This window comes from Celeribacter baekdonensis (assembly GCF_900102315.1).
GTDB lineage: Bacteria > Pseudomonadota > Alphaproteobacteria > Rhodobacterales > Rhodobacteraceae > Celeribacter > Celeribacter baekdonensis.
The window spans coordinates 1-26,505 of the sequence record NZ_FNBL01000017.1; the positions used below are offsets into that span (position 1 = coordinate 1).

At 57.1% G+C, this 26,505-nt stretch carries 24 protein-coding genes and 4 pseudogenes; 14 read left to right on the forward strand and 14 right to left on the reverse strand.

Going from position 1 to position 26,505, the window contains the following annotated elements:
- Nucleotides 1–323: 323 nt before the first annotated feature.
- From BLT54_RS23065 to BLT54_RS19365, 8 genes and pseudogenes are all read right to left on the reverse strand, one after another.
- Nucleotides 324–620 (reverse strand): annotated as a pseudogene (locus tag BLT54_RS23065) (DUF3768 domain-containing protein); the annotation flags it as partial.
- Nucleotides 621–708: 88 nt separating this feature from the next.
- Nucleotides 709–918, reverse strand: a complete 210-nt coding sequence (locus BLT54_RS19335; RefSeq protein WP_074646987.1) for a DUF6330 family protein — start codon at nt 916–918, stop codon at nt 709–711.
- A 23-nt stretch (nt 919–941) separates the two neighbouring features.
- Nucleotides 942–1,244, reverse strand: a pseudogene (locus BLT54_RS19340) (zincin-like metallopeptidase domain-containing protein); the annotation flags it as partial.
- 110 nt (nt 1,245–1,354) lie between these two features.
- The gene (locus tag BLT54_RS19345; protein WP_102856250.1) at nt 1,355–2,353 is read right to left on the reverse strand and encodes a tyrosine-type recombinase/integrase; all 999 of its coding nucleotides are present in this window, start codon (nt 2,351–2,353) and stop codon (nt 1,355–1,357) included.
- On the reverse strand, nt 2,350–3,294 hold the full coding sequence (locus BLT54_RS19350) for a tyrosine-type recombinase/integrase (protein WP_058123597.1): 945 nt from the start codon (nt 3,292–3,294) through the stop codon (nt 2,350–2,352). Before BLT54_RS19350 ends, BLT54_RS19345 begins: the two co-directional genes overlap by 4 nt.
- Nucleotides 3,291–4,538, reverse strand: a complete 1,248-nt coding sequence (locus BLT54_RS19355) for a tyrosine-type recombinase/integrase (RefSeq protein WP_199484383.1) — start codon at nt 4,536–4,538, stop codon at nt 3,291–3,293. Before BLT54_RS19355 ends, BLT54_RS19350 begins: the two co-directional genes overlap by 4 nt.
- A gap of 180 nt (nt 4,539–4,718) precedes the next feature.
- Nucleotides 4,719–5,363, reverse strand: a pseudogene (locus BLT54_RS19360) (ArdC family protein); the annotation flags it as partial.
- Between the two features lie 39 nt (nt 5,364–5,402).
- Nucleotides 5,403–5,873, reverse strand: coding sequence for a hypothetical protein (locus BLT54_RS19365; protein WP_245708068.1), 471 nt, complete (start codon nt 5,871–5,873; stop codon nt 5,403–5,405).
- 292 nt (nt 5,874–6,165) lie between these two features.
- On the opposite strand from BLT54_RS19365, the gene BLT54_RS19370 reads away from it, so the two are divergent.
- Nucleotides 6,166–7,368, forward strand: coding sequence for a Fic family protein (locus BLT54_RS19370; protein WP_074646993.1), 1,203 nt, complete (start codon nt 6,166–6,168; stop codon nt 7,366–7,368).
- Between the two features lie 135 nt (nt 7,369–7,503).
- Here the strand turns inward: BLT54_RS19370 and repC are convergent, their stop codons facing one another.
- From repC to repA, 3 genes are all read right to left on the reverse strand, one after another.
- Entirely contained in the window at nt 7,504–8,724 is a 1,221-nt protein-coding gene (gene repC / locus BLT54_RS19375) for a plasmid replication protein RepC (protein WP_074646995.1), read from the reverse strand.
- Between the two features lie 177 nt (nt 8,725–8,901).
- Nucleotides 8,902–9,918 (reverse strand): plasmid partitioning protein RepB, encoded by a 1,017-nt coding sequence (repB, locus tag BLT54_RS19380; protein ID WP_074646996.1) that lies wholly within the window; start codon nt 9,916–9,918, stop codon nt 8,902–8,904.
- Nucleotides 9,915–11,102, reverse strand: a complete 1,188-nt coding sequence (gene repA, locus BLT54_RS19385; protein WP_068293325.1) for a plasmid partitioning protein RepA — start codon at nt 11,100–11,102, stop codon at nt 9,915–9,917. Before repA ends, repB begins: the two co-directional genes overlap by 4 nt.
- Before the next feature lie 236 nt (nt 11,103–11,338).
- Between repA and BLT54_RS19390 the strand changes: the two genes are divergently transcribed.
- Nucleotides 11,339–11,566 (forward strand): AbrB/MazE/SpoVT family DNA-binding domain-containing protein, encoded by a 228-nt coding sequence (locus tag BLT54_RS19390; protein ID WP_074646997.1) that lies wholly within the window; start codon nt 11,339–11,341, stop codon nt 11,564–11,566.
- Nucleotides 11,556–11,951, forward strand: coding sequence for a PIN domain-containing protein (locus BLT54_RS19395; RefSeq protein ID WP_074646999.1), 396 nt, complete (start codon nt 11,556–11,558; stop codon nt 11,949–11,951). Before BLT54_RS19390 ends, BLT54_RS19395 begins: the two co-directional genes overlap by 11 nt.
- A gap of 61 nt (nt 11,952–12,012) precedes the next feature.
- On the opposite strand, the gene BLT54_RS19400 is transcribed toward BLT54_RS19395, so the two are convergent.
- Nucleotides 12,013–12,897 carry a recombinase family protein gene (locus tag BLT54_RS19400; protein WP_074647001.1) on the reverse strand — a complete coding sequence of 295 codons (885 nt, stop codon included), beginning with the start codon at nt 12,895–12,897 and terminating at the stop codon, nt 12,013–12,015.
- Between the two features lie 146 nt (nt 12,898–13,043).
- Between BLT54_RS19400 and BLT54_RS19405 the strand changes: the two genes are divergently transcribed.
- The 4 genes and pseudogenes from BLT54_RS19405 to BLT54_RS19420 all read left to right on the forward strand — a co-directional run.
- Nucleotides 13,044–14,678: a Mu transposase C-terminal domain-containing protein gene (locus BLT54_RS19405; RefSeq protein ID WP_074647003.1), complete on the forward strand. Its 1,635-nt coding sequence runs from the start codon at nt 13,044–13,046 to the stop codon at nt 14,676–14,678.
- Nucleotides 14,638–15,561 carry a TniB family NTP-binding protein gene (locus BLT54_RS19410; protein ID WP_245708069.1) on the forward strand — a complete coding sequence of 308 codons (924 nt, stop codon included), beginning with the start codon at nt 14,638–14,640 and terminating at the stop codon, nt 15,559–15,561. The genes BLT54_RS19405 and BLT54_RS19410 overlap by 41 nt, the downstream gene beginning before the upstream one ends.
- A complete protein-coding gene (locus BLT54_RS19415) occupies nt 15,558–16,349 on the forward strand; it encodes a TniQ family protein (RefSeq protein ID WP_007803196.1) in 792 nt (263 codons plus the stop codon). Before BLT54_RS19410 ends, BLT54_RS19415 begins: the two co-directional genes overlap by 4 nt.
- 42 nt (nt 16,350–16,391) lie before the next feature.
- Nucleotides 16,392–16,835 (forward strand): annotated as a pseudogene (locus BLT54_RS19420) (helix-turn-helix domain-containing protein); the annotation flags it as partial.
- Nucleotides 16,836–17,040: 205 nt separating this feature from the next.
- On the opposite strand, the gene BLT54_RS19425 reads toward BLT54_RS19420, so the two are convergent.
- Nucleotides 17,041–17,424: a MerR family transcriptional regulator gene (locus tag BLT54_RS19425; RefSeq protein WP_064223622.1), complete on the reverse strand. Its 384-nt coding sequence runs from the start codon at nt 17,422–17,424 to the stop codon at nt 17,041–17,043.
- 51 nt (nt 17,425–17,475) lie between these two features.
- Entirely contained in the window at nt 17,476–18,525 is a 1,050-nt protein-coding gene (locus tag BLT54_RS19430) for an AraC family transcriptional regulator (RefSeq protein WP_064223623.1), read from the reverse strand.
- Nucleotides 18,526–18,860: 335 nt separating this feature from the next.
- Between BLT54_RS19430 and BLT54_RS19435 the strand changes: the two genes are divergently transcribed.
- The 7 genes from BLT54_RS19435 (at nt 18,861) to BLT54_RS19465 (ending at nt 26,500) form a co-directional block, all read left to right on the forward strand.
- The gene (locus BLT54_RS19435; protein ID WP_067296557.1) at nt 18,861–20,045 is read left to right on the forward strand and encodes an ABC transporter substrate-binding protein; all 1,185 of its coding nucleotides are present in this window, start codon (nt 18,861–18,863) and stop codon (nt 20,043–20,045) included.
- 84 nt (nt 20,046–20,129) lie between these two features.
- On the forward strand, nt 20,130–20,987 hold the full coding sequence (locus BLT54_RS19440) for a branched-chain amino acid ABC transporter permease (protein ID WP_064223625.1): 858 nt from the start codon (nt 20,130–20,132) through the stop codon (nt 20,985–20,987).
- 26 nt (nt 20,988–21,013) lie between these two features.
- Nucleotides 21,014–21,934, forward strand: coding sequence for a branched-chain amino acid ABC transporter permease (locus tag BLT54_RS19445; RefSeq protein WP_064223646.1), 921 nt, complete (start codon nt 21,014–21,016; stop codon nt 21,932–21,934).
- Entirely contained in the window at nt 21,931–22,680 is a 750-nt protein-coding gene (locus BLT54_RS19450; RefSeq protein ID WP_064223626.1) for an ABC transporter ATP-binding protein, read from the forward strand. Before BLT54_RS19445 ends, BLT54_RS19450 begins: the two co-directional genes overlap by 4 nt.
- A complete protein-coding gene (locus tag BLT54_RS19455) occupies nt 22,677–23,378 on the forward strand; it encodes an ABC transporter ATP-binding protein (protein WP_176832926.1) in 702 nt (233 codons plus the stop codon). The genes BLT54_RS19450 and BLT54_RS19455 overlap by 4 nt, the downstream gene beginning before the upstream one ends.
- 51 nt (nt 23,379–23,429) lie before the next feature.
- Nucleotides 23,430–24,980 (forward strand): AMP-binding protein, encoded by a 1,551-nt coding sequence (locus tag BLT54_RS19460; protein ID WP_067296559.1) that lies wholly within the window; start codon nt 23,430–23,432, stop codon nt 24,978–24,980.
- An 11-nt stretch (nt 24,981–24,991) separates the two neighbouring features.
- Nucleotides 24,992–26,500: a class I adenylate-forming enzyme family protein gene (locus tag BLT54_RS19465; RefSeq protein WP_074647007.1), complete on the forward strand. Its 1,509-nt coding sequence runs from the start codon at nt 24,992–24,994 to the stop codon at nt 26,498–26,500.
- Nucleotides 26,501–26,505 lie beyond the last annotated feature (5 nt).

Below are 26,505 nucleotides of genomic sequence, written 5' to 3' on the forward strand. Positions count from 1 at the left end.
AGCTCATTGTGGCCTTGTGGCGATATGTGGAAACGGGACTTGTCCCGTCTGGCGCGGTTCTGAAGGCGGAGGTGTAATACGGGATACTGAAACTTCAGAATAACGCGCAACGCCGGATGGTTGAGTGACCGAGAAGATTGATGGTCTTCACAAACCCTGTAGAAGTTTGGTCCCAACCAAGGCGGCTCCATTCCGGGAACGTGAACGGAAATTTGGTTCGGGCAGCACGCCCACCGTATGCAAGTCGATGCCACTGGAGTGAGCATAATCGAGGAGCCAAACCAGCGTTGCACAGAAAGAAAAGGACTTGAAAATGTAATTTCCTCATGCAAATCGATTTTCCAGAACACGGTCTCGCCCCGGATCTCGACCGCGCCGAAATCGTGCCAGCCTTCCGGGTCATTCTCGGGCTCGAATGTGGCAAACTCACCGGCGGCCTTCACCGCCTCGGCCATGAAGCCGTCGCCGGCCTCCATGAGCGAACGGGTGACGTGCATCCGGCCCTGGATGGGCTGCGCGGGCGGCACCCCAAGGCACGCCAGCTTGCGGAACGCGTCGTTCTGCGCCGCGATCACGGTCGAACCCGGGCGGTCTGGCTGGGGTTGAACGGTCATGGACATGTGGATCTCCTTTGAGAAGTTTGAAACACCCTTCTAAAAGCCCGCTTTTTCTTTTCCGCTTGGCGGATGAACCGAGGCCGAAGGTGCCCTACCCGAACAGCCCCTTGGGTCTGTAATTCGGGTTGGGGATGGTTTCGATCCAGCCGCCCTGTTCCTTGATGCTCTCGAGCGCTGCCGAGAGCGGATAAGCGCCCTCGGACGGGCTCCACCAATAGGCACCGCGCTTGCAGACGATGATCTTGCGGCGGCCGTCTTCGAAGCAGGCCACCCGCAGCGTCTTGGGTTCCTTGCGTGACATGCGAGTCTCCGTTCTCCGTGTGGTCAGGCCGCCTCGGCACTGCGCCCTGCCCTGCCCGTCTCCGATCTGGCAATCAGATAGTCGCAGGCGCGCTGCGCGTCCGCGGCGTGCTTGAAGATCGCACCCTTGTCCGACCGAAGAACGCGCAACCAGTTGTGGAGGTAGGCGGCATTCATCTCGAGCGTATGCGCCGTGAAGCCGAGCGTCTGACCCAGGAACACCGAGGTCAATTCCGCGACGATCTCCTCGCGCGCATAGGACGTGTTGCCAAACTTCGAGAACCCGAAATCACGGTTCAGCCGATGCGGGGCTTTCGTGGCATGGGCCTTATGCCGATGTCGGCATAATGTGCATAATGCCGCGCTCCGGTTTATGCCGCGCCGACCCTTACAACCTGTTGCGTTGCGGTTAGATCGGCGCAGCATATCGGCATAATTCAGAGCGCTTCGAGGAATGCCAGGAGTTCGTCACCCGGTCGATATCGTCCACCCGTCTGGTCAACCGGCTTTGTCAGAGCCATCGCCTTTTCTTTCAGTTCGATATCGGCGTGGATGTAGACCTGTGTCGTCTCAATCGATTCATGGCCCAGCCAAAGGGCGATAATCGTTCGGTCCACACCGCTCTGTAGAAGCTGCATTGCAGCGGTGTGGCGCAAGACATGGGGTGTGACGCGCTTCAGTCTGAACGTCGAGCTGGTCGAGGCGGCGGTTGCCGCATGTTTCCGAACAATTCGCTCAACCGCATCTCTGCTGAGCGGCCTGCCACGGATGGTTGCGAACAGGGGATCGCTGGGCTCAGTCCGGCACTGCGCAAGCCATGCCTTCAATGCAAACCGACTGTCTGTCCGAAGCGGCGTTGCGCGTTCTTTTCGACCCTTGCCCACGCATCTGAGGTGCGCTCCGGTGCCAAGCTCGACATCGCCAACGCGAAGGCCGATCACCTCCGATACACGCAAGCCGGTTTGGAGCATTGTGAGAAGCAGAACGCGGTCGCGCCGCCCAAACCAGGTCGTCTGGTCAGGTGCCTTCAGCAAGGCCTCCATCTCGTCACGGGTCAGGAAGTCCACGACGCGTTTTTCGTGCCGCTTGGACGGCATCGCCAGCACCTTCTGGCAATGGTGCAGGAGCTGGGGCTCACAGCCCGCGACGTATTTGAAGAACGAGCGAATGGCCGCGAGGCGAGTGTTCCGGCTTCGCGCGCTGTTACCTCGTTCCTCCTCGCAGAAGGTCAGGAACCGACCGATGATGTCGGCGTCAATGTGAGCCACATGTAGCTCAGTCGGCGGCAGCCTTGTCTGCGCCTCGGCGTATCTCAGCAAGAGCCGGAAGGTGTCGCGATAGCTGGCAATCGTGTTTGGACTGGCCTGCATCTGGGTCAACAGCCGCTCGGTGAAGAACCGCTGCACATAGACGGGCAATGGATAGGTTGCGATCATGATGCGTCCTCCAAAACCCGCCGTTCGGCCCGCGCCGCGGCTAACTGCATCAGCTCGGGCACGGCCTCGATGTACCAGAACGTGTGCTTGGGCTCGGAATGGCCGAGATAGGTGCTGAGCTTGTACATTTCAGTTTCGATGTCCCGGCCATCCCGGAACCAGTCCAGGATGGTGTGAACGGCAAATGTGTGCCGCAAATCATGGATGCGTGGCCCATGTCCGTGGCGGTTGAAGGCTTGTGGTGACCGAAGGCCGATGTTTCTGCTGACCTGCGCGAAGTTGTAGCGTGCCCCGCAATCTCCCGCCGGTTCGCCATCCTCTTTGATGAAGAACCGGGATGATTGCTGCGGAACCAGACGATCCCGCAGCTCGGCATATCGAACAAGCCAATGAGCGGTATCCTCGTTGACGGGAAGCTGTCGATCCTTGCCATTCTTGGTGTTTCTGAGCGTTAGGATAGCGCGTTCCAGATCGACGTCATGCTGATCCAAAGACAAAGCTTCGTTCACGCGCATCCCCGTCACCGCGATCAAGCCGAACAGGGTCTGCCACAATGCGGCACGGAGGCCATAAGGTGACGGCAGTCGACCGGCTTCAACGACAAGATCCGCGATCTGACTGGGCGCATAGATGTAGGGGACACGCCTTCGGTATCGGCCTGTGACAAGCTGGCTGGACGGGACCTCGGTCCGATTGTCGTGCTCCGCAAGCCAAAAGGCGAACCGGCGCACCATACCAAGGCGATGAGACCAAGTGTTGTTGTCCGCGCTGCCGTAGTTTGCCTTCCAATCGAGGAACAAGGGCGTCGAGATCCGATTGAACCCGTTTTCACCGGCATAAGTCGTGAACTTGCGCAGGACCCGTTCCTCAAAGGAGAGGTCAAACCCCATCGAACGCCGAAGGGCCAGATATTCATCAAGTCGTTGGGACAGCGTCTTCATTGGGCGTCTCCCGAAGTTGGCCAGGGGCGCGAGATCGAGCGCAGGGCAGCCACATCGTATTGCGCATAGATGGTTGTGGTCATTGCAGATCGGTGACGCAGCACGTCCCCGATCTCAGCAAGCGAAGCACCCTTTCGCAGCATGTCGGTGGCCAGGCTGTGCCGCAGAATGTGGGTGCCTATATAGGCTTGTGGCGGGCTAATGCCGGTCGCGTCATAGGCGTCTCGCAATATCCATCGCAGGATTTGCGCGTCCTTGAACCTCTTGAAGGGCGGTTTCACCGACACGAACAGCGCGCGGTCCGGGCCCCGGCGCTCATTCTTGATGTAATCGACAATCGCCTCACCAACCTCCGCCGACATCGGCATCCGATCGTGCAACTGCCTCTTGCCGCGGATCAGGATTTCTCCAGCGCGCCAGTCGATGTCATCCAGTTCGATCGCTGTCACTTCCGGCGCACGAAGACCGAGACGGGCGATCAGCATCAGCATTGCATAGTTGCGCCGACCCGTTTTCTGGTGGTCGCGCACCACCTCAATGAGCCGGTTGACCTGTTCCGGCTCCAGATACCTCGGGATGCCGGTCGGTTTGGGCTGCCTGGCTTTCGGCACAGCATTGCTCAAGTTGCGCTCAGTCTTTCCGCTCCAGAACAGGAACTGGAAGAGGTTGCGAAGATGCGATGGGCCTGTCTTGTCCCGCGGCGCGTTTTGTTCCTTGCGCAACCAAAGTATGAACCCAGTGATGTCGTCTGGCTTGATGGTGTTCAAGTCACCCAGGCCAGAGCCGAACTTCGCAGTCAGGAACCGATCAAAGAACCGTAGGCAGTGATAAATTGTGTCCTCAGACAAGCCGCGCTGACTGCGAAGATAGGTTTCGTATTCCCGTTTCAGGCAGGCCCTCGGTGACATGTCGAGCGGCGGTTCTGAGCGCGGCGGTGCGCCTGCATTTTCAATGAGATAATCCCTGAACCGATTGATGCGGTACCGACAGTGCTTTTGGTCTCTCGCAGAAGCCGCACTGATGATCGACGTCGCCAGATGGTCCACACGATCATCGGTCAGCTCAGTGGGACAGACGTCTGCCTCCAGCATCGCCGCCCAAAGCGCCTCGGCTGTGGTTCTGTAATTGGCGATGGAACGGAGGCCGTATCCCTCCGCCTCGATCTGTAGGGCAAAGCGATCGGCATGGCTGCCAGCTTTCAGTTTCCGCCTCGTCGTTTGATCTGGGTGCGTATCGTTTTCCATGAGTGTTTCCTTCTTTTGGTTGAAGGTTGCACCTATGGCAGATCGCCGGCCCCAATTGCGCAGTTCGCCACGCTCACATGGCGGTTCTGAACTACAGTCTTATGCAGCCGGAAAACGACAAAAACCGCAGGAAACAAGACTTCGCCTGAACAAGCGCGGCATAAACCGGAGCGCGGCATTATGGGCCAGCTCATGGGCCCAGACCCCGTAGAAATTGCGTGGGTCCTGGAACCGCGTGATGGACGGCATGTAGACCTTGTCCACGGGCGGCAAATAGTACGCCTCCGTGCCCGTGAAGACGGTCGTGATGTCGATGGCATCGAAAAACGCCTGCATGTGCGGGATTGGCTCGGACCGCGGATGCTCGGGCACGGGCTCCGGGTCCGGAAAGAAGCTGTCGGGCAAGCCCTCGATCTGGCAGGCATTGAACACGCGGTAGGATTTCTGAAAGCGAAAGATGCGGGCTTCCTCGGAGTGATCATCCCCGTCGCTGCGGTCATGCTCATCGCCGCCCGCGTCTTTCCGGCTTTGACCGTAATAGACGACGACAGAGGATTTCTCGCCCTTGCGGACCTTTGCGTCCAACGCATTGGCCTGCGGCAACGTCATCCAGAAGGGAGAGCTGTGGCCCGCCATCACGGTCCGCATCGTCAGCAGGAAGTTGTTCACTCCCTGGTAGGGTTCACCTCCCACGCGCAGGGGACGAGAGCTGCCACCTGCGGTCCAGGGCTTGCGCCACGGCAGGACGCCGCGCTCGATGATGCGGATGATTTCGTTTGTGATGGCCTCGGAGGCATCGAATTTTGGCGTGCGGGATCGGGCCATGGCTGGCCTCCTTTCGAGTTTTGGTGAGAAGATTGGGGATCAGGTTGACCGACGGGGCCGCGGATCGTTGGCGATCCTGGCACCAAGCACTTCGACCATGTCGATGTAGGTGATCAGCGAGACGGACCTGCCAGGGCCGCAAGGTTCAGGGTCGGGCGATCCGTCCTGCGCCACCCGCGGCAGGTTCGCGAAGGCGATGACATCGGTGACGGGTCGGATATCGATGAACGGGGTCCCTCGTGCGACCGCAAGAGTGGCCAAGGGAAAGCGCTCGATCGGCGCAAAGGTCGACACGGTGGTCCAACCGAGATGGATGAACGTGCCGCCCTCTCCGCAGATCACATGGGCATTCGGCAGCGTCGCTGCCTGCCCGAGATAGCCGAGATCACGCAGGACGGTCTGGCGTTCGAGCTGCAGTGCCTGGCCCGTCTGGCCGGTTCGGCGTAGTTCCTTGTGTCGCCACCACGAGGCAGCGGTCGCGCGTAACACGCGCAAGACACCTGTTTGCATCGGAATGCCCTTCATCAGGAAAGACAGACCGGAACCCGGCCCGGACCCATCCGAGGGACCCCAAAGGCCCTCATCCGTCAGTCACAAAACCCGAAGAACACTTTCTCTTTTCCCAGGCCCTTTGTGCACACAGCAGAACTGAAAACCCGGCACATCTGCCGAAGCCATTGATTTCATGCAGCAATTCTAGATCGGCACCCAAGATCGGCAACGCATATCGGCAAAACCTTGCTTGAAAGTACGAAATGTGTTTATTTTTCAATTACTTTGCAAACATGGAAGATCGGCAAAAATGCTGGAAACACCCGCCAGGATCGAACCCTGCTTCTTCGAGGAGCATATTCCCACAGAACTGGCAGACCTTTCGGTCGACATCCAGAGGGAAGCCACCGGGCTGGGACAAGGGTTGCATCCTGACAGCGCAGCCGAACTTGCCGATCTCGTCCGTGTGATGAACTGCTACTACTCCAACCTGATCGAAGGACACAACACGCGCCCCCGCGACATCGAAAGGGCGCTGGCTGGTGCCGAGCTTGAGGAAGAAACCCGTCCCCTCGCCCTTGAGGCCCGGGCGCACGTCATCGTTCAACGGGCCATCGACGAGATGCATCGCAAGGGCACCCTGCCCCGCCCCACATCCGTCGAATTCCTGACTTGGGTCCATAAGAGCTTCTACGACGAGATGCCGGATGAGTTTCGGGTCATCGAACATCCCGACGGCACACAAGAGCCCATCGTTCCGGGACGCATGCGCCAGGATGACGATCGGGAAGTTGCGGTCGGGCGCCACCTACCGCCTTCATCATCGCGGGTCGCGGCATTCATGGACCATTTCGACAAACGGTTTCAGATTGCGGCGCAGTCTTCGAGCGGACGGATCATCGCGATCGCGTCTGCACATCACCGGCTCAACTACATCCACCCTTTCCCGGATGGTAACGGCCGTGTCAGCAGACTGATGTCTCATGCCATGGCCCTCACAGCGGGGATTGGTGGCCAAGGGCTCTGGTCCGTATCACGTGGGCTGGCCCGCGGGCTAACCGATCGGGGCGAGTACAAACGGATGATGGATCTGGCCGACAGTCCACGTCGCGGAGACCGCGACGGACGGGGGAACCTGTCAGAAGCGGCACTGAAGACGTTCAGTGAATGGTTCCTAAAGGTGACGCTCGACCAGATCAGCTTCTCAGCAAGATTGTTCGATCTCGGCGGACTGGACCAACGGTATCGTCGTCTTGTTGCAGATACCATCGATGACAAGCGAGCGCCGGAACTAATCTCGGCGGTTCTTCGGCATGGGGCACTGGAACGAGGCGATGCGCAGATTGTGCTCAAGACGTCCGAGCGTACTGCTCGCAACACGCTGAGTAAACTGACCGCCGCCGGATACATGACGTCCGCCTCGCCGAAGACGCCAGTTCGGTTGGCGTTTCCGTTGGATTATCGAGAGCGGCTCTTTCCAAACCTCTTTGGAGATGGTGACCTGACTGAGTGATTTTCGTTAGTCCGCGCTCTGCGCAGGAAAGCGCGCCTAGGGAGAAAGTGGACAGATCCCCTAAGCATTGAGTTCACAGCTGTGAACCTGTCTTCTGCGCGACGATACAAGACGCAGTTCACAGCTGTGAACTTTTCATGCAGCGTCCTTTCTCATAAGGGCCATGATCATGGGACCACAGGAGAATTCACCGAGCGCAGCCTTTGCAGACAGCGACCGCAAATACCCACCAGGTGACCGGATGTCGCCGAAGCGTTCCAACATTGCCAAGATGACCACCGATGCCTCTTCCGGGCCCATGTACTGTTTGGCCTCTTCCCACGCTGAAGGTGAGACGCCCATCATAGGTCTTATTACACCGGCCACCCTTACTAGATCATGCCAGTGGCGCACAGGTCGTTCAGCATAAGTTCGGTATTCAGAGCAAGCGGCCAAAACGAGACCGAGGGGTATTCTAGGTAGATTATTGTCGACCGAGACAGGCTCATCAGTCCCACCCTCTACAACCAGTGCTGTCGCCGGATCGGAGACGCTGCCATCGCCCTGCGCTTTTTCTAAGCGTGGTTCAAAATCATAAGAGTCTTTATTTGAATTCTGATAGTGCTGCTCATTTGTGACTTCATTGGTGCTCATATTTTGTGACTGCACTGGTTCCAACAGGTCCCTAATAGCGTTGAGGGCTTCGGACAACGCAGATTCAATCTGCTGCAACTCTGCAAAGTCAAGCTTGCGGCGAAGGTCACGCGCCGTCAGGACGCACAGGTCGGACGCCTGGTCCCAGATGGCGCGGTCAGGGCGCAGAGAGCGGCCGTAGTCGACGAGACCCGCTAGATCACGGCGCATGAGGCTTACAGTGGATCTAAGCCGCTTGTAGCGCTCCTCCGCAGCACGGACAGCCTCTGCGGCTTCGCACACTTCGACGAAGCGTTGGGCGAGGGGGGCCAGATCGAAGCCGAAAGCGATCTTTTCGTCCCCATACCGGCGCGCGTAACGCTTGCCATTGGGACTGTCGCGACGCACGACGAAACCGGTTTGCACCAGGTTCGCCAGATGCCGCCGCATGGTCGAACAGGGCATGCCGTTCAGGCGCTCACAAATAGCCTTGTTGGACGGATGCACAACAGTTTCACTATGGTTCCCGCCAACGATCGTGGCCTGATGGAAACTGACCAATGCCTGAAGCACGCTCAAATCACGGTCGGACAAGCCGAAGGCGATACGGGCAGCGGCGAGTTCGCGAAGTGCTTCCCACTTGTTGACGCCGGAAGGCGGGAGGTCCTGTTGCGCCGCTGCCTGATAGTGCAGAATGGCAGCATTTATGGGTCGCCTGAAAGGCGTTACGGGGGTGTAGTCCATTTTACATTCACGAAGACAAAGAAAACACGGTCCGCGAATCACTTAAGACTTGCGAAAAACGGCGTCCGAGACTAACTTGAGAGTGCTAAGAACAAGTCAGGGTCTCGTAGGGCGGTCGCTTTGCGGGACCTTTTCTTTGGCTTTTTCGTGCCTCCTGTTTTTGGTTTCTGCTCTTCCTCAGTCTTCTGAACGCTGCTTCCAGCGTTTGTGAAGTTCTTCAATCAAATCATCGACTTCAGACTCTACCCAGTCGGCAAACTTACTATTCTGCAACTCGATCGAGATCCCTTTGGCGGTGCGTTTGAGCGTGCCGCCACGTTTGCCCCCAATCCTGAGCGGCTGACTGGATGCAGCAGAAGGGGAGGGGGCCTTGGCCGGTTTGACTAACCTTGTGACAACCTTCGACACGGCCTCGAACGCCTGCACAGAGGGGTCGTCGGTCGCAGGTGCGGCATCAATCACCATGGCCACATCGGCCTTGCCATGGGTTTCGTCAGCAAGGCGTATCAGGCTGCCCCGATCCAGGTCGTTGTCCGCGATGGCACGGCCCATGGCCTCCCACCGGGGTCGGCCGATGCCGTGTGCAGCACCGATGGCGCGGATGAGGTCTGTACCGACCATGTCGGCGACGGCGATGGCCATGGACACCGAAGATTTGGTCACGGTCAGAATTTCTGCAACCTGTGATTGATTTCCAAAGCCCGACGATACGAGTTCTTGCGCAAATATCGCCTTTTCAATGAAGGACAAATCGCGGCGCGCCATGTTTTCGGAAATCTGCGCACGCAGGGCACTGTCATCATCCAGATTGGCGACCAGTGCGCGCACCTTGGCGACCTTGTCGGACTGGCGGATCGCCTCAAGCCGGCGGCGACCATAGACGAGCAGATAGCGGTCCGTCTCTGACGGGTGCCGGCGCACAAGAATTGGTACGGTCTGACCATTCGCCTCGATTGCGGCGCGCAGATCATGCACATCCGCCGGATCAAGCCGGTCGGCCATTCGGTCGTCGACGATACTGGCCGGGTCGAGTTCCCAAACATGATGTGAATCGACCGCATCACGGGCCGAGCGCAGGGCGCGGTTGGACGTCATCATAGGGGTTACGGCGCCACCCTGAGGGGCAGGGGCCGGGCCACCGGCTGCCGCGAGATTGTCGAGCATCGACATACGTTTTTTCTTGCCACTCGTCATGCCCGCCCCCACGTTTTCTGAATAAGATCAGCGACTTCGTCGTTCAGCGCGTTCAGGCTTTCAAGGGCGCGATCGTAGGTCGTGCGGGTAAAGGCGCTCCGCTCGACTTCGTATAGGGTTTGCTTTGTCAGACCTGCATCGGAGATCGCCGTGGATTTGAGCATTGGCGAGTTGAGCACCGCATCGCCATACATGGTGCGCAGAAAGGCGACGATCCGGTTTTGTGGTGCATCCTGAGGTTCATAGCGTGTCAGCGCATAGCGCATCCAGTCATGGGACATGTCCGCACCGCTTTCGGCGATCACGTCCATTAGATCAGCCGTCATGCGCAGAAATTGCGACATCGACATCACGTCGAGCATTTCCGGATGAATTGTGACCAGCACGCCGGTGGCGGCCGAAAGTGCGGACATGGTGAGAAAGCCCAGTTGCGGCGGGCAGTCGATGACCACAACGTCGTAATCGCCGTCAACCTGCGCCAACGCCTCTTTCACGCGGAAAAAGAACAGGCCTGCGTTGCCTTGTGAAAGAGCACGCGGCGTTTCGTGTTCGAACTCCATCAGTTCCAGATTGCCTGGGATCAGGTCGAGGTTCGGGATATAGGTCTTGCGGATGACGGCGCGGATCGGCTCTGGGTCGTCATAGCGGATCGCGTCATAGAGCGTGCCGCCATCTGTCAGATCGAATTCGGGCTGTACGCCATGTAACGCCGTGAATGAGGCCTGCGGATCAAGATCAATGCCCAGAACGCGATAACCGCGCAAGGCCAGCCGTTGTGCAAGGTGTGCCGAAGTCGTGGTTTTGCCCGAACCACCCTTGAAGTTCATCACACCGATGACTTGCAGGTGATCGCCGTCACGCCGTCCGGGGATATAGTCTCCGGGCTTTCGCGCGGTCTTTTCCAGCAGGACACGCAGTGCCTGAATGTCCTGCGCGGAATACAGGCGACGATTGCCGGCCGTCAGTTCAGGCGATGGGCCCTTGCCATCAAGGTTGATTTTGCGCAGGTATGAGTCGTTCACACCAAGAAGCGCTGCCGCCTCGCCGGAGGTGAATTTGCGCATTTCCTTTGTGGCGTCAGGGGGAAACAGGCTCTCGCGCTGCGAATGCAGCTGGTTGGCCAGCCACTCGGAATGCTGGCGGATGACCGCGTTCAGGTCCTGATGCACGAAAGTCTTGTTCATCTGCCCTCTCGATCCGCGCAACGCATCTTTGGCGTGTTCACGGTTATTGACGTTTTTTGCCTCGTTTCCGTGACTATTGCCGTAAGAGTCGGATTCGCGCAAGTTTTTTCCACATCTTGTGTGAGCTCACCATCGAAACACAAGCCCGTTCGCTGTCGTCGTCGAATGCTGATCTTGGCAATTGCGGCAGGATGATATACATATAGGATCGTATATCCACTTGGAGGAACGACACCATGCAAGTTGCAAAATGGGGGAATTCGCTCGCGGTCCGGCTGCCTGCCGATCTTGTGCGCGAACTTGGCCTCAAAGAGGGTGACAAAATCGATCTGATAAAGGACGACGGTACTTTGCTTGTCCAGCGCCAACCTCGCGCCGATGAAGTCCTGCAAGGGCTAAGGCGGTTTCGCGGAAAGCTATCCAAGGACGCACGCCTGAGCCGCGACGCTGCGCATGAGCGCTGAATTCGCGGATACAAATGTCGTCCTTTACCTTCTTGACGACGGCCCAAAGACGGATCGGGCGGAAGACATCCTGGGGCAGGGGCCGCGGATCAGTGTGCAGGTCCTGAACGAAGCGATGGTCAATTGCCGGAGGAAAGCCGGTCTCAGTTGGGAGGAGACCGGCACTTTTCTCGCAGGGGTCCAATCCTTGTGTCCAGTCGAGGACCTGTCTGTGCAAACCCATCTCGTGGGCCGAGCTTTGGCAGAAAAATACCAGCTTTCGGTCTATGACGCGATGATTGTGTCGGCCGCTCTTATTGCTGGATGCACGACTTTGTGGAGCGAAGATATGCACGGCGGATTGCTGGTCGAAGATCAGTTACGCGTCGTCAATCCATTCACCTGACCAGAAAATGGGCTGCAACCTTGCAATCGTTCCATGAGTTGGAAGATTTGCAAGGTTGTGTTTATTGCGCGGACTTCAGCAAGCCCAACTTCTCTGCGCGTTCCAGCAGCATCCTTACTGACGAGGGCTGCCAGCTTGTACGCCCACGTGGTGTGCGTTCGCGCATGGATTCCAGCCTGTCACAGATCGTCTGGAGCGTGATGTTGGGGTCCGCGCCCTTGATCGCTGCGACAATCGCCGGCAGGCGATCGTCGCTTTCGCGGCGTCCAGCGCGACCAAGCACTTCATTGGGCAGAAACCCATCGCGCACATAGGCTTTCACGGCGCGTAGCAGGCGACTTTGGGTCCAGCGACGCGCCTCGGGCAAGGGGCCGTTGATGATGCGTACCACGTCTTCCCAGGCCAAGTCGGGGCGCAACCGGCGCACATGGGGCACCCAATCTTGTGCCGTCTCGTTCAGACGCTCCATGTAGCCGTCCTGTCGCGCCAACCGCACCTTACGAAGAGCGGCAGGGTCTTTGGCCCGCAGTCCGGGGTTCCCGCCGACCCGGCCCTTGGCACGGGCGCTCGCCAACCCCGCCTTGGTACGTTCGCGGATCAGCGCCCGCTCGAACTCGGCCGCGGCGCCCAACACCTGCAGCGTGAACTTGCCTTGCGGGGATCCGGTGTCGATCGGGTCCTGAATGGAACGAAAGAACGCCCCCTTGGCCTCCAACCGTTCGATCACCTCGAGAAGGTGCGACAGAGACCGTGCGAGCCGGTCGATCCGTACGACAACCAGCGTGTCGCCCTTGCTGATGCGCTCCAGCACGCGCGCAAGCACTGGCCGGGCACGATTGCCGCCTGAGGCGTGCTCTTCGAAGATCTCGACGCATCCCGCAGTTTGCAGAGCCTCAGACTGGGGCAGGGGGGTCTGATCCTCTGTCGATACGCGGGCGTAGCCTATTGTCGCGTAGCCCTTAATTGTGAGATGAGAAATCCAACGAAATCAACGGCCACCCTTTGCCCTTAAATATGAGATTTTGTCTTTAATTCCGATATTTTTGCCCTTAAACCTGAGACAGGGTTCACAGCTTCGTGCGGCAAATATCGATGGAAAATGATCACGAAGACTCAGTTGCCCCTGGTGCTGAAGAGGCGCGCAGGGCGGCCGTTCTGCGTCCGCTTGTTCAGGCATATCTCAAAGGAACTGGCAGTCTGGAAAGTGGCATCAATGACGCCGTTTGGGAGCTTGGTGTCAGCAGGGCTACGGTCTGGCGCTGGATAAAGCGTCTGGCCGAAGAGGGTGGACGCACCAGCGCGCTGGCTTCTCGGAAACGGGGCCGCCCGACTGGTACAACCTTGATATCCGGCGAGGTGGAAGCGGTGATCGAAGAACATCTTCGCCGTTATTTCTTACGGCGGGAACGTCCAAGCCTGTCGCGCGTCGTGACAGAAATCCGCAGCGCGTGCTGGCAGCAGGGCTTGCAACCGCCGACGCGTCGGACGGTTCAGCGCAGGCTGGATGCAATGGATGCCCGTGAAATTGCCAAGGCACGCGAAGGCGCAAAGGCGGCCCGCCAGAAATTTGCGCCGGTCGTAGGCGACAACAAGGCAAACCGGCCACTGGAGGTCGTGCAAATCGACCATACGCCTGCAGACATCATCCTCGTCGACAGTTTTGAACGCCAACCAATTGGGCGGCCTTGGGTCACGCTGGCGATCGACGTCGCAACGCGGATGGTGACCGGATATTACACCTCTCTCGAGGCACCTTCGCGTCTGTCGGTGGCGCTTTGCCTGACACAGGCGGTGGCCCCCAAGGCGGAACTTCCGGCGGCATTGGCGTGCAATGTTCCTTGGCCCGCGCAGGGTAAACCGCATAGCATCCACGTCGATAACGGGCGCGATTTCCGGTCGCATGCCTTTCGGTCGGCATGTGCAGAATGGGGGATCGATCTGGTCTATCGGCCGCCAGGCAGTCCTCATTTCGGAGGGCACATCGAACGATTGATCGGCACGATGATGGGGGCCGTGCACCTGTTGCCTGGAACAACGCAATCCTCGGTCGTGGCCAAGGGCGACTATGACGCCGAGGGCATGGCCACGATGACCTTAAGCGACTTCGATCGCTGGTTTGCTCTGGAAATCTGCCGCTACAACAACAGCATTCATTCAAGTCTTGGCTGTACGCCCGTCGCCAAATGGGAGGCGCTCTCAGCGGAAATGATGGGAGACATCCCCTTCGAGATGGAAGCCTTTCGGGTGAGCTTCCTGCCAAGCGAACTGCGTAAGGTCAGGCGTGACGGCATCCATCTGTTCCAGATACGGTACTGGTCGGATGCTCTTGCAGGCCACATTGGGCGCGGCGATGGGAAGGTGGTCGTTCGCTACGACCCTCGCGATATCTCAATGATCTGGGTCGAATTGGACGATGGCCGATATGTTGAGGCGCGTTACAGAAACTTGGAAATTCCGCCCGTGCCGCTCTGGGAATATCGCGAAGCCATGAGGAAGGCCCGTGCCCTTGGCAAATCCGGGTCCAATGAGCTGGTCCTGGCTGAGCTGATCCGACAGCAACGCCAGATCGAGTTTGAAAGTCGGGGCCTAACGAAGGCCGAACGCCGATCCCGTGAAAGAAAAGGGACATTGGAGGGCACCAACTCGGCTGTCTCGAAAACCGAAGGGCTGCGCCCGATCGACACGGGTGATACATCGCGCCCATTGTTCAAAGTGGAGAGATGGTGAATTGAGGGCAGGGACAACAGAGGAAGACGGTCGGATCGCCCTCATTCAATCGGATATCTGGATTGGCTTTCCGCGGGCCGAACAAGTTCTGGACCGTTTGCAGGGTATGATCGAAGCGCCAAGGCAAACCCGTATGCCTGGCCTTCTTGTGCATGGCGCGTCTGGGATCGGCAAGACGATGATCGCCCGCAACCTGTCGCGCAGATATGCACCGGAATATGACCCAGCATCGGGAATTACGCGAACGCCGCTCTTGCTGTTACAAGCACCGCCAGCTCCCGACGAACGGCGGTTCTATCTGCACATCCTGGCGTCCATCGGGGCACCGGCCACGGCACTGGGCGCGCGCGCTCAAAATGTGGCCTCCCTCGAAGTCCGTGTTATTGCGCTTTTGCGCGACCTTGGCCTGCGGATGATCATGATCGACGAGGTCCACAACCTCTTGGCCGGGACCCACCGCGAACAGCGACGCTTTCTCAATGTTCTTCGTTATCTCAGCAATGAGCTCGAGGTGTCACTGGTCTGTCTTGGGGTCAGCGAGGCCCTCGACGCCATCCGTGGTGATATCCAGCTTGCCCGACGGCTGGACGAACATCACTTGCCAAACTGGCGCGACGATGCCGAGTTCTCGGACATGATCCAGACCCTTATTGCTGCCATGCCACTGGAAAAGAAGTCCAACCTGAAGGTCAAGTCACTCAAGCAGATACTTGCACTGACCGGTGGGGTGACCTCGCGCATTTTCGCCCTGATCAAGGATCTTTCCATCGACGCCATTGTAACAGGTGATGAATGCATCACCGATGACGCAATCGTAAAATGGACGCCGGTTTGGTCGCGCCATGCGAACCCCCATCGGCGGCTCGAGAAGTCCGGGGTGTGAAGCCGCACCCGCTGCCCAAGACTGTCGCGCCGCTGCCCGACGAGTTGTTGTCAGGTTGGTTGTCTAGGCTGGCGGCGGCCAACTACTGTGATGATGCGGAACTACTGGCTCATCTCAGAATCGATACCGCGCATGGCACCGCCTTGAACTTCAACGTCGACGCGGCTGCGGCGGCGAAGATTGCCAACGCCGCACGGATTGACCCAGATGTTGTGCGATCTTTGACCTTCCCAGCAATGACGACACGAGAAGCCTCGCTGACGGCCCAGATACCATTCCAGCATTGCCTGCAATGTTCCAGAGAGGGCCTTTCGCTCAAGCATTGGAGGCGAGCCTGGGCATTCGACTGCCAGGTTTGTGGGACGAGACTTGTGCCGACGCTCGGCAAGGCCAGTGGCGAACAGATGCCCGAAAAGCTGATAAATCGTGCGCGCAACGGCGCCGCGCGGCTTGAATACGCCGCGCGATTACGCAGCTCCAAGCAATTTCGGCGCGCAATGCGCGCGGTCACCTTTGCCATATCATTAAAGGCCTTCCGCGGAGATCCGTTATACGCTCTTCAGGGCCACAGGCTGGAAGTAAGGCTGTTTTGCCTTGCTGCAATTGATGCAGCCCAATCCCGTCCACTGGTCAAAGCGGCCATCTCAAGCTCCGGCATCGACGACTATGCAAGGGTTGCTCTATTGCGCGCCTTCGATAAGGAGCCACGTCTGCTTGCCGCGGTCGATTACATCGCCCGGCAGCGCGCGAAAAGCATAGGCGCGATGGCAGTGGAATCTCATAATTAAGGGCAAAAAATATCCCCGAACGCGTCGTGTCTCAGATTTAAGGGCAACGCGACACAAGGAGACCAGATCGAAGCCGCCGTCACGGCGGCCAGGATTGCGAGCAGCAACGGAAACGGTGCTATATTTGCGCCGCTCGCCATGGGTGGAGCAGGGGGGCTGCGTGCATCTGGTTCTCCGGACGAACGATTGGCCCGTTGGTTGGCGGGGATGGAGAGCGCTGTTCTAACGGCGATGCGGCATCTGGATCAGACTGAGGCTTGGACGGTTCAGGCAGAGGCTGAAATGGCGCCACTATCCGGCAAAACCCCTCCCGCCTTACGAGCTCTCTTTGCAGAATGGCCCCTTGTGTCTGCTCCAATGGCTGAGTCCCAGATTGGTTCCAGCCGCGCAGCCGTGCAGCGAAACCTTGCCTTGATGGAGGAAAAGGACTTGGTTCGTGAGGTGACAGGGCTGGGGCGGTTTCGAATGTGGCGGATTGCAACTTAGTATTTGCCTGGAATGTGGGCAGAAACACGCATAAGCGCGCTTATGGCAAATAATGCGCAGGGACCCGCTGTATGTTGTAAAAGCGAATTTTACGTCCCAGCACTTTGTCGATTGTGTTTTAGAGCTAGCTCCATCCATTCGCTTCCAAATTATGGGTGTTTGCATCAACCAGCCATCTATTTGGTCGGTGCGTTGGGTTTCGGGATCACTTTTTGAAATTCAATTCATTGGCGAGCTTTGAGGTTTCTCGTAATTCTGCCAGAGCTTCCTCTCTTTCTTTTATCTCGGCGCGAAGCTTATTTTCGAGGATTTTTGATATCCTTGCCCATTCGCGAAGCTGCGCTCTTGAGCCCCTGTTTTTATATATTTCTAACCAAACTCTTATATCTTCAAGCTTCATTCCGAACCGACGACCTCGCAAGATCAGCTTGAACCGCGCGATCTGTTTGCGATCATAACTTCGTTCACGCCCTTGTAGCGTGGGTTTGAGAAGTTCGAGATATTCGTAATACCGCAGGGTTCGGGGGGTGACGTCGAATTTCCCGACCATCTCTTTGAAGGTGAGCGTTTCGTCATCGGACTTGTTCATGGCGTCACTCCGTTCTGATATATGGTCGTGTTAGCGTCTCGTCGTCTAATCCTAACGTGAACTGGCGAATAACCCTTTGCTGGTTTTTCGATATGCGGACGGCGAATCCCCTGAAACCCGCCGGAAAAATCGCGACAGGCTGGCAGTTTCCGAAAAACCGAGGCGATCTGCAACTTCAGCCAGCGGTAACTCGGATGTATCAAGAAGCTCCCGTGCGCGGCGCAAGCGCACGCTATCGATAATCTGGCGATAGCTCATCGACTGACTGGCAAGTTTTCGATGTAAAGAGCGTTCTGACAAATGAAGCGTTTCGGCCACTTCCGGCGCATTGGGAAAAACGCCGCGCACCTGCATCAACACCTGATAAACCGAATTTGCTGTTCCGGTATGCTTGGGGCCGGTTTCAAGCATATTCTCGCACAAAACACGATAGTTTACCGCAAGAAGGGCATTCGCCAGCGGCAGTTTCAGCGCGCCTGTTCCAGGATGAAAGTGAATGCAACTGCGCGGTGCGCGATACACGATTTCGGTTTGCCAGCGCGCTTCTAGGTTCATCCAGCCTTTCGGGCGGTCCAACGGGCATTCGATCAGACGGATGGGCAGGTTTTCTTGACGCAGGTCCCGGAAGAAGGTCGGGCCGGACCCAAGCAGCCGTTCATGAACAAAATCCAGAAGATCGGGCGGTACATACTGGTCGTCGGCAACAAACCCTGTTGCAAAACCTTCATCGTCCTCTGTGATGTCATATGCCAGCAGTGCGTATCCCAGCCCCTGCATTTGCGTGAAAACCCTCAGCCCCGCTGTCACATTCTCTGAAACTAGCGTGGCAAGCCCGATAGGGCCATACGAGATCAGGCTGTAACGCAGACCGGTGACAAAAGCGACACCTTCAATATGCGCTGTACTCCGGCAAAAGGCACGCAGGAATGTGAGTTCCTGAATACCGTCCAGCGTGCCCCATGGATCCGAGAGAAGGCTGAGCTGCAAACCTGCTTCTTTGAGCAATGGGTCAGGATCAATGCCGTGTTCGATCAGCACGTCACACATGAACTGGATGCTATGTTTGGGAAGACGCAGGTTTTGGAGCAAGCCCACCTTCATGACGATGACCTCAAAATTCTACTGATGGGTAAATAATATCGATTTGGCAGAAAATGTCAAATTTGTGGCGTTTTCGGACATTCCCTGCCAGTCCTAACCCTGCGATGCTTGATGCAAGAGATGGGGGAGGGTTAGGGACACGGTCGCGATCAGATGCACTTTTGCGCCATTTGCAAATCCATGATTTGTTACCGCCCGATTGCTGATCCGACGTATGATAAAACCCGCCAAACTTGCTGATAGTATTCTGCTTTTCCGGGAACGATTTATCCCGGGCAGCGCATCATTCGCCTTGCAGGAGAAACTTCTTGGGGCGTGAAACCGGGAGGAAAACTATGAAACGTCGGAATTTTCTACGCAGCGCCGGGGCGCTAACTTTGGCCAGTACCTTGCCTGCGCCAATGGTTCTGCGGGCCGCAACGCCCGAAGATTATCACATTGCGGGCATTCTGTCTTTCTCGGGCGCATACGGCTTGATCGGCAATGACATGCGCAAAGGCGCGGAACTTGCCGTGGCCATGCGGGGTGGCGAATTGTTGGGCAAAAAAGTCCGCTTCAGCTGGGAAGACGATGAAACCAAACCCCAGCCCGCCGTACAAAAAGCAAGCCGGCTGTTGGCGGAAGGCACGCAATTGATGTTTGGCGCGGTCAGCTCAGCGTCGACTCTGGCACTGCAAAGCCTGTCCACACAGCGCAAGGTGCCGCATCTGGTCACGATTTCCGCAGACGACAGCATTACCAAGATGGACGGTGCGCGTTACTCATTCCGTACGTCCAACACGTTGGCCATGGAAATGAACATGTGTGTTGAATTCGTAAAGAAACGCGGGATCAAGAGAGTATACGCGGTCACGGCTGATTATCAGGCCACGCGCAGCGCCTTTGACGACTTTGCCGCAAAAGCAAAAGCCGCCGGTGTCGAGATCGTCGGGAATGACTTTGCCCCGCTTGGCAACCGCGACTTTTCGGTCATCATCGACAAGATGGCGCGTTCGGACGCCGATGGTATTCTGGTTGTGGCAACGGGCAATGACGGCGTCACCTTCTGCAAGCAGGCAGGTCAGGTTGGGATGGGTCAGAACAAAGTGCTGTTCGGCCCCGTGCTTCAGGATGAAATCTTTGCAGCCGCGACAGGCGAGGCCGCATTGGGCGTGAACTCCGGCGTGCGTTATCACTTCTCGCTCGACAATCCGGCAAACGCCGAATTCGTGACGGCCTACCGTGACGCAAACGGTGACTACCCTTCGGCCTTCGCGGGCGAGGCATTTGACGGTCTTCGCTGGTGGATGGATGTCATCGAAGCGACTGACAGCTGGGATGTGGAAACCTGGGTCGATGCATTTGAAACATCGGTCTATGAAAATTCGGTCGAAGGGCGCAAGGAAATGCGCGCTTGTGACCATCAGGCCAAACAGGTCGGTCTTTGGGGTGAAGTTGTGAAGGGCGAGGCACCATTGCCGGACCTCACCATGAAAATCACCGAAGAGTTTTCGGCAAATAGCCTGTTTAGCGACTGTTAATCGATCCTCCCTGAACTGGGCGGCGCTGTTCCCTCGCGACATGCGTCGCCCGCTTTTTTGGGGTGAAACTGAGGAACCCTGAATATGTCCATTATCGTGATCGGGCTGAGTCTCAGCTTTCTGCTGTTTCTGCTGGCAGCGGGCTTGACCCTTATTTTTGGCATGTTGGGGGTGATCAACTTTGCCCATGGCGCGCTTTATATGCTTGGCGCGTTTGTCGGGTATCAAATTGTTCATATGACCGGATCGTTCTGGTTGGGACTGCTGTTTGCGCCGCTGATCGTCGCCTGTGTTGGTGCGCTGATCGAAATTTTGGCGCTGAAACAGGTCTATGACCGCGACCACATTTTTCAGCTTTTACTCACTTTCGGATTCATTCTGGTCATCGACGACGCGACAAAGATGATCTGGGGATTTGACTATAAGCAAGTGCCGACACCAGAAATCTTCATGGCACCGATTTCCATGTTTGGCAGTCAAATACCGTCATACCGGCTTTTTGTAATCGGTTTTGGTGCAGCGGTTTCTCTGGCACTGTTCTTGCTGCTGGACCGTAGCAAATGGGGCATGATTATTCGCGCCGCCAGTTCCGATCCGGAAATGGCTCAGACACTCGGTGTAAATGTAAACCGGGTTCGCACCGGCGTCTTTGCGCTTGGTGCGTATCTTGCGGCTCTTGGTGGCGTGGTTAGCGCACCGTTGGTGCCGATCGAACTGGGCATGGGATTCAGCGTTATCATCGACTGTTTTGTCGTGGTGATCATCGGCGGGCTTGGGAACATTCGCGGCGCAATCCTTGCGTCGTTGCTGTTGGGCATGACGCGGGCGGCCGGATATACCTACGCAACTGAATGGGTCGAACTACTTACCTTTGCCCTGTTGATCGGAACGCTGATGTTCCGGCCTGCGGGCTTGTTTAGCACAAAGGGGCGTTCGGCATGACACGCAGGATTATCGGTCAGGCCCTGATGGGCATTATTATCGCAGTTATGATTATCGTTCCGTTTTTTGTGCAGGATGAGCAATGGGTGAACCTTGTCAGCCTGATCCTGATCTGGGCCTTGTTCGCAATCGGCTTTGATCTGGTCTTCGGGGTGACAGGTATGCTGTCATTCGGCCATGCGGCGTTGTTCGGGGCAGGGGGTTATGCGCTCACAATCCTCACCCTCAGCTATGGCGTCGGTTTTATACCGGGCCTTTTTGCAGCGGCGATTGTCGGAGCGGTGCTGGCTTACCTGATGGGGCTTTTTGCGCTTCGGGTTTCGGGGCTTTTTTTTGCACTGCTGACACTGGCCCTGGCGCAGATGATGTACATCCTTGCGTCCAACAAGCTGCGCGCAATCACCGGCGGATTGGACGGTATTCCAGGCGTGCCGCGGCCTGACTTGTTCGGGATCAATTTCTACGACAACCACAACTATTATGGGTTTATCGTGGCGGTTTTCCTGATCGGACTGGCGCTGATGGCATTGCTGCGTGGGTCGCCATTCGGGCGGGCATTGCGCGCGGTACAGGCGAACGACGTGCGCGCCGCGCAACTCGGATACAACGTCCATAGCTTGCGCCAATCGGCGTTTATCGTTTCGGGTGCGTATGCAGGTGTTGCAGGAGCCCTGCTGGCATCGTTGATCTTCTACATCTCTCCGCAAATGCTGCATTGGTCCACATCGGGCGACGTTTTGATCATGACCGTGCTGGGCGGCAAAGGCACATTGCTAGGTCCGATTCTTGGCGTGGCCTTGTTTGAATTACTGAAAGAAGAACTGAGCCAAATCACCCAATATTGGTACGGCATCCTTGGTCTGGTGTTCATTTTTGCCACCATCTTCCTACGCAACGGTATTGCCGGAATGTTCCAAGGTGATCAGGACGAAGGAGACATGCAATGACTGCCGGATCATTGAGTTGCAACGATATTCAGGTCTCCTTCAGCGGGTTGAAAGCTGTCAACGGTGTGACGTTCGACTTCCAGCCGGGTCAGCTTTACGGGATTATCGGACCTAACGGTGCGGGCAAGACCACGTTGATGAATGCGCTTTCGGGTCATGCCAAGCTAAGCGGTGGTCAAGTGATGCTGGACGGGCGCGATGTAACGGGCCTGTCGGTGCATAAACGGACCCGCATCGGTCTGGGCCGCAGTTTCCAGATCACCAAGATCTTCGCCGGCATGTCGGTGCTTGAGAACCTTCAACTTGCTGCTTTTGCGCATCTGTACAGGTTGCAGCCCTTCTGGCTTCCGGCGGGCCGCTTTCCTGCAGTCAGGGAACGGGCCGAAAGCGTTCTCGAAGAGATCGGCCTGACGGTGATGGCGCACCGCCCCGCCGAAACCTTGTCTCACGGCGATCAACGCGCATTGGAAGTCGGGCTGGCATTGCTGAGCAACCCATCGGTCCTGTTGCTCGATGAACCATTGGCCGGTGTTGGACATGACCAGATCGGGCCTGCGATGGAGCTGATAAAACGGATCGTCAAGGGCCGCACCGTGCTGCTGATCGAACACAACATGGACGTTGTAATGCGGGTCTCCAGTGCTTTGGTCGTGATGGTTCAAGGGCAAATTCTGGCGTCTGGCAGCCCTGAAGAAATCCGCGCAAACGCCGAGGTGCGAGCGGCTTATCTGGGAGAAGAGGAATGAAGCTGCTTGCGTTGGAAAGCTGCAATGTCACTTATGGCAAGGCGCAGGCGTTGCATAGCGTGTCGATCGAAGTCGCACAGGGCGAAGTTGTTTCGCTGATCGGGCGCAATGGCGCAGGCAAAAGCACCATTCTCAAGACGATCATCGGTTTAAAGCAACCGGTTTCAGGGCGCAGAGTCTGGAAAGGGGACGACGTTACCGCGCGACTCCCGAACCAACTGGGCCGTCTGGGCATTGGGTATGTCCCCGAAGACAGGCGCATTTTTGACAATCTGACAGTGCATGAAAACCTGCGCATCGCAACCGTCATGGGACGCACTGGCGCATGGACCGAAACCCGGATTTTTGAAATGTTTCCGGTGCTGCTTGATCGCGCGTCACAGGCGGGAAACACGCTTTCGGGCGGCGAACAGCAAATGCTGGCGATTTCGCGCGCGCTTTTGACTAATCCGGAACTGTTGCTGCTGGACGAACCGACTGAAGGCCTTGCCCCGCTGATCGTTGATGAATTGGTCGATTCGATGCGGCGGATCAACGAAGAAGGTATGACGCTTTTGCTGGTTGAACAGAACCTGCGCGTGCCGATGAAATTGGCCCATCGACAGTACGTTGTCGACAACGGGACCGTCCAGTGGAGCGGCACGACAGCAGATTTGCTGGCCAACCGCGAAGAGATCGAAAAGCTCATCAGTGTATGAGTTCAGACTGGCAAGGCGGGAAAATCCCGGAAACCAAGATAGGAAACCGTTATGCGTGTGATCGATTTCTTCGACAGGGGTGTCGCAATCAACCCTAACGTGATCGCTTTGGAAGATGCTAAAATCGGCCGGAGTTACGGCGAAGTTCAGGAACGCACATATCGTTTCGCCAATGCCATCACTGCCGAAGGGTACGGACGCGACAAGATGGCCGGCGTTTACAGCCCCAACTGCGTGAGCGGCCTTGAAGTTATGCTGGGCTTGTTTCGTGCCGGCACGATCTGGGTTCCCGTCAATGCCAAGAACGGCGTAGAAGAAAACGCGTATATCCTGGATCATAATGATGTGGAGATTCTGTTTTATCACAGCGATCTTGCACCGGCGCTGGAACAATTGCGTGAACTTTGCCCAAAGATACAAAAATTCATCTGTCTGGATAAACAAGACGGCGCGGCACCATGGCTGGAAGACTGGATGGCCGCGGCCCCTTCAACCGATCCCGATGTGCCGCTTGGCCCTGATGATCTTGTCGGAATTTTATCCTCTGGTGGGACAACGGGGCGGCCCAAGGGGATCATGCTGACGCAGTTGAACTGGACCACGCTAATCGCGAACTATTATGCCAGTTTTGATGCCGGACCTGACCCTGTGCATTTGCTGATCACGCCTATGACCCACGCGTCAGGGGTGCTTGCCATTGCGTTGATGGCCGCTGGTGCGCGCAGCGTCATCCTGCCGGGATTTGATGCCGCCAACGTTCTAGACACAATTGAAAGCGAGGGAGTGACCCATCTGTTCCTGCCGCCGACCGCCGTTTACATGCTGTTGTCGCAACCGGAAGTTGCGCAACGTAGCTTTCCGTCATTGCGGTTCTTTCTTTATGCCGCCGCACCTATGGCCATTGACAAGCTGCGCCAATGCCTGAAGATTTTTGGGCCGGTCATGGCGCAGTGTTTCGGACAAGCAGAATCGCCGATGTTCTGCGCGCTGCTGACGGCAGAGGATCACAATGTTATCGGAGATCCGGCCCGCGAACACCGGCTTGCAAGTTGCGGCAGGCCCGCACTTTTGACACCGATGGCGATCATGGATGATGACGGTAACATTATGCCGCGTGGTGAGCATGGTGAAATTGTTGTGCGCGGAAATCTGGTGATGAAGGGGTATTACAAAAACCCCGAAGCAACCGCAGAGGTTTCCCAGTTCGGTTGGCACCATACCGGCGACATCGGGTATCTGGATGACGAGGGTTACCTTTATATCGTGGACCGCAAGAAAGACATGATCATTTCGGGCGGCTTCAACGTTTATCCCTCGGAAGTCGAGCAGGTGATCTGGTCGCATCCTGCCGTGCAGGATTGCGCGGTGATCGGTGTGCCTGACGAAAAATGGGGTGAAGCGATCAAGGCGGTGATCGAACTCAAACCCGATGCAACGGTGGAACCCGAAGCAATCATTGCATTGTGCAAGGAAAACCTTGGCAGCGTAAAGGCCCCCAAAACGGTTGACTTCTGGGATGAACTGCCGCGCAGCCCCGTTGGGAAAGTGCGCAAAAAGGACATCAGGGATACGTTCTGGCAGGGGCAAGCGCGCAGAATTTAGGGAGCAGAATTATGAACATCGCGTACATTTTGACACAGTCCGCGCGCGCCTATTGCGATCGACCTGCCGTCTGCTTGGGGTTGTCGACGTTCAGCACCTACACCCAATTACAGGACCGCAGCGCGGCCTTGGCCGCTGCGCTGAAACAGCGCAATCTGGTAAAAGGTGACCGTGTTCTGATCTTCATGGGCAACCGGCCCGAATATATCGAGATCCTGTTTGCCATCTGGACTGCCGGATGTGTTGCCGTTCCGTTGAATGCCAAACTGCACCCTAACGAAGTGACCTATATCCATGCTAACTGTGATGCCGCACTTGCCTTTACCGACCGGCCGGAAGACGTCGAAGGGTTTTCAGCAGTCATTGCGGTCGGTGGACCGGAATATAATGCGGCGTTACAAGCGTCAGCGGATTTGCAGCCTGCACACGCTGCGCAAACCGATCCGGCATGGATTTTTTATACCAGCGGCACGACGGGCCGCCCGAAAGGGGCGATACTGACCCACCGCAACCTCTGGACCATGACCACGAGTTTTCTGGCCGATATGTGTCCGGTTACGGAAATGTCGGCGGCGCTGCATCCGGCACCGCTGTCTCATGCGGCAGGGCTGTTTATGCTACCGTTTGCGCAGCGGGGCGCGGCGAATGTTGTGCCGCAAAGCGGTGGATTCGATCCGCATGAAATCGTGACGTTGCTGCATGAATATCCCCATTCATCTTTTTTTGTCGCACCCACGATGCTGACGCGTCTGACGGCCTGTCCTGCGCTTGACACGGCGGCCATCGAAAACCTTGATCTGTTGTTCTGCGGCGGTGCGCCGATTTATGTCGCAGACCTGCGCCGGGCGATGGCGCTGTTGGGCAACCGCATCTGGATCGGATACGGACAAGGCGAGGCACCATGTACGATCACTTATCTACCACCGCATATATTGAGCTGGGAAATTCCGGATAGTTGGCTGGGATCCGTCGGCATTCCACGCACCGGCGTCACGGTCTGTGTGGTGGATGAAACAGGCACACAATGCCCCCCAGATGTCGCGGGCGAAGTGATCGTCAGTGGCGATGTGGTGATGGCGGGATACTGGGGCAATGAAACGGCAACGGCGTCAGCCTTGCGGGACGGCTGGCTCCATACCGGCGACATTGGCAGCGTGGACGCCCACGGTTTCCTGACGCTCAAGGACCGGTCCAAGGACGTGATCATTTCTGGCGGGTCAAATATTTATCCGCGCGAGGTCGAAGAGGTGCTGCTGCGTCATTCCGGCGTGGTCGAAACTAATGTTGTTGGCCGCGAGGAGGCCGAATGGGGCGAGGAAGTCATCGCGTTTGTCGTGGCAGAGCCGGGCGTGACCGCACAGGCGCTGGACCGTTTTTGTCTGGATAACATAGCGCGGTTCAAGCGACCCAAGGCCTATTGCTTTGTTCTCGAACTGCCCAAAAGCAGCTACGGCAAAATACTTAAGACAGAGTTGCGCCAGATGCTGACCGACCCCGATACACAATTCGAAAAACCATAAAAAAG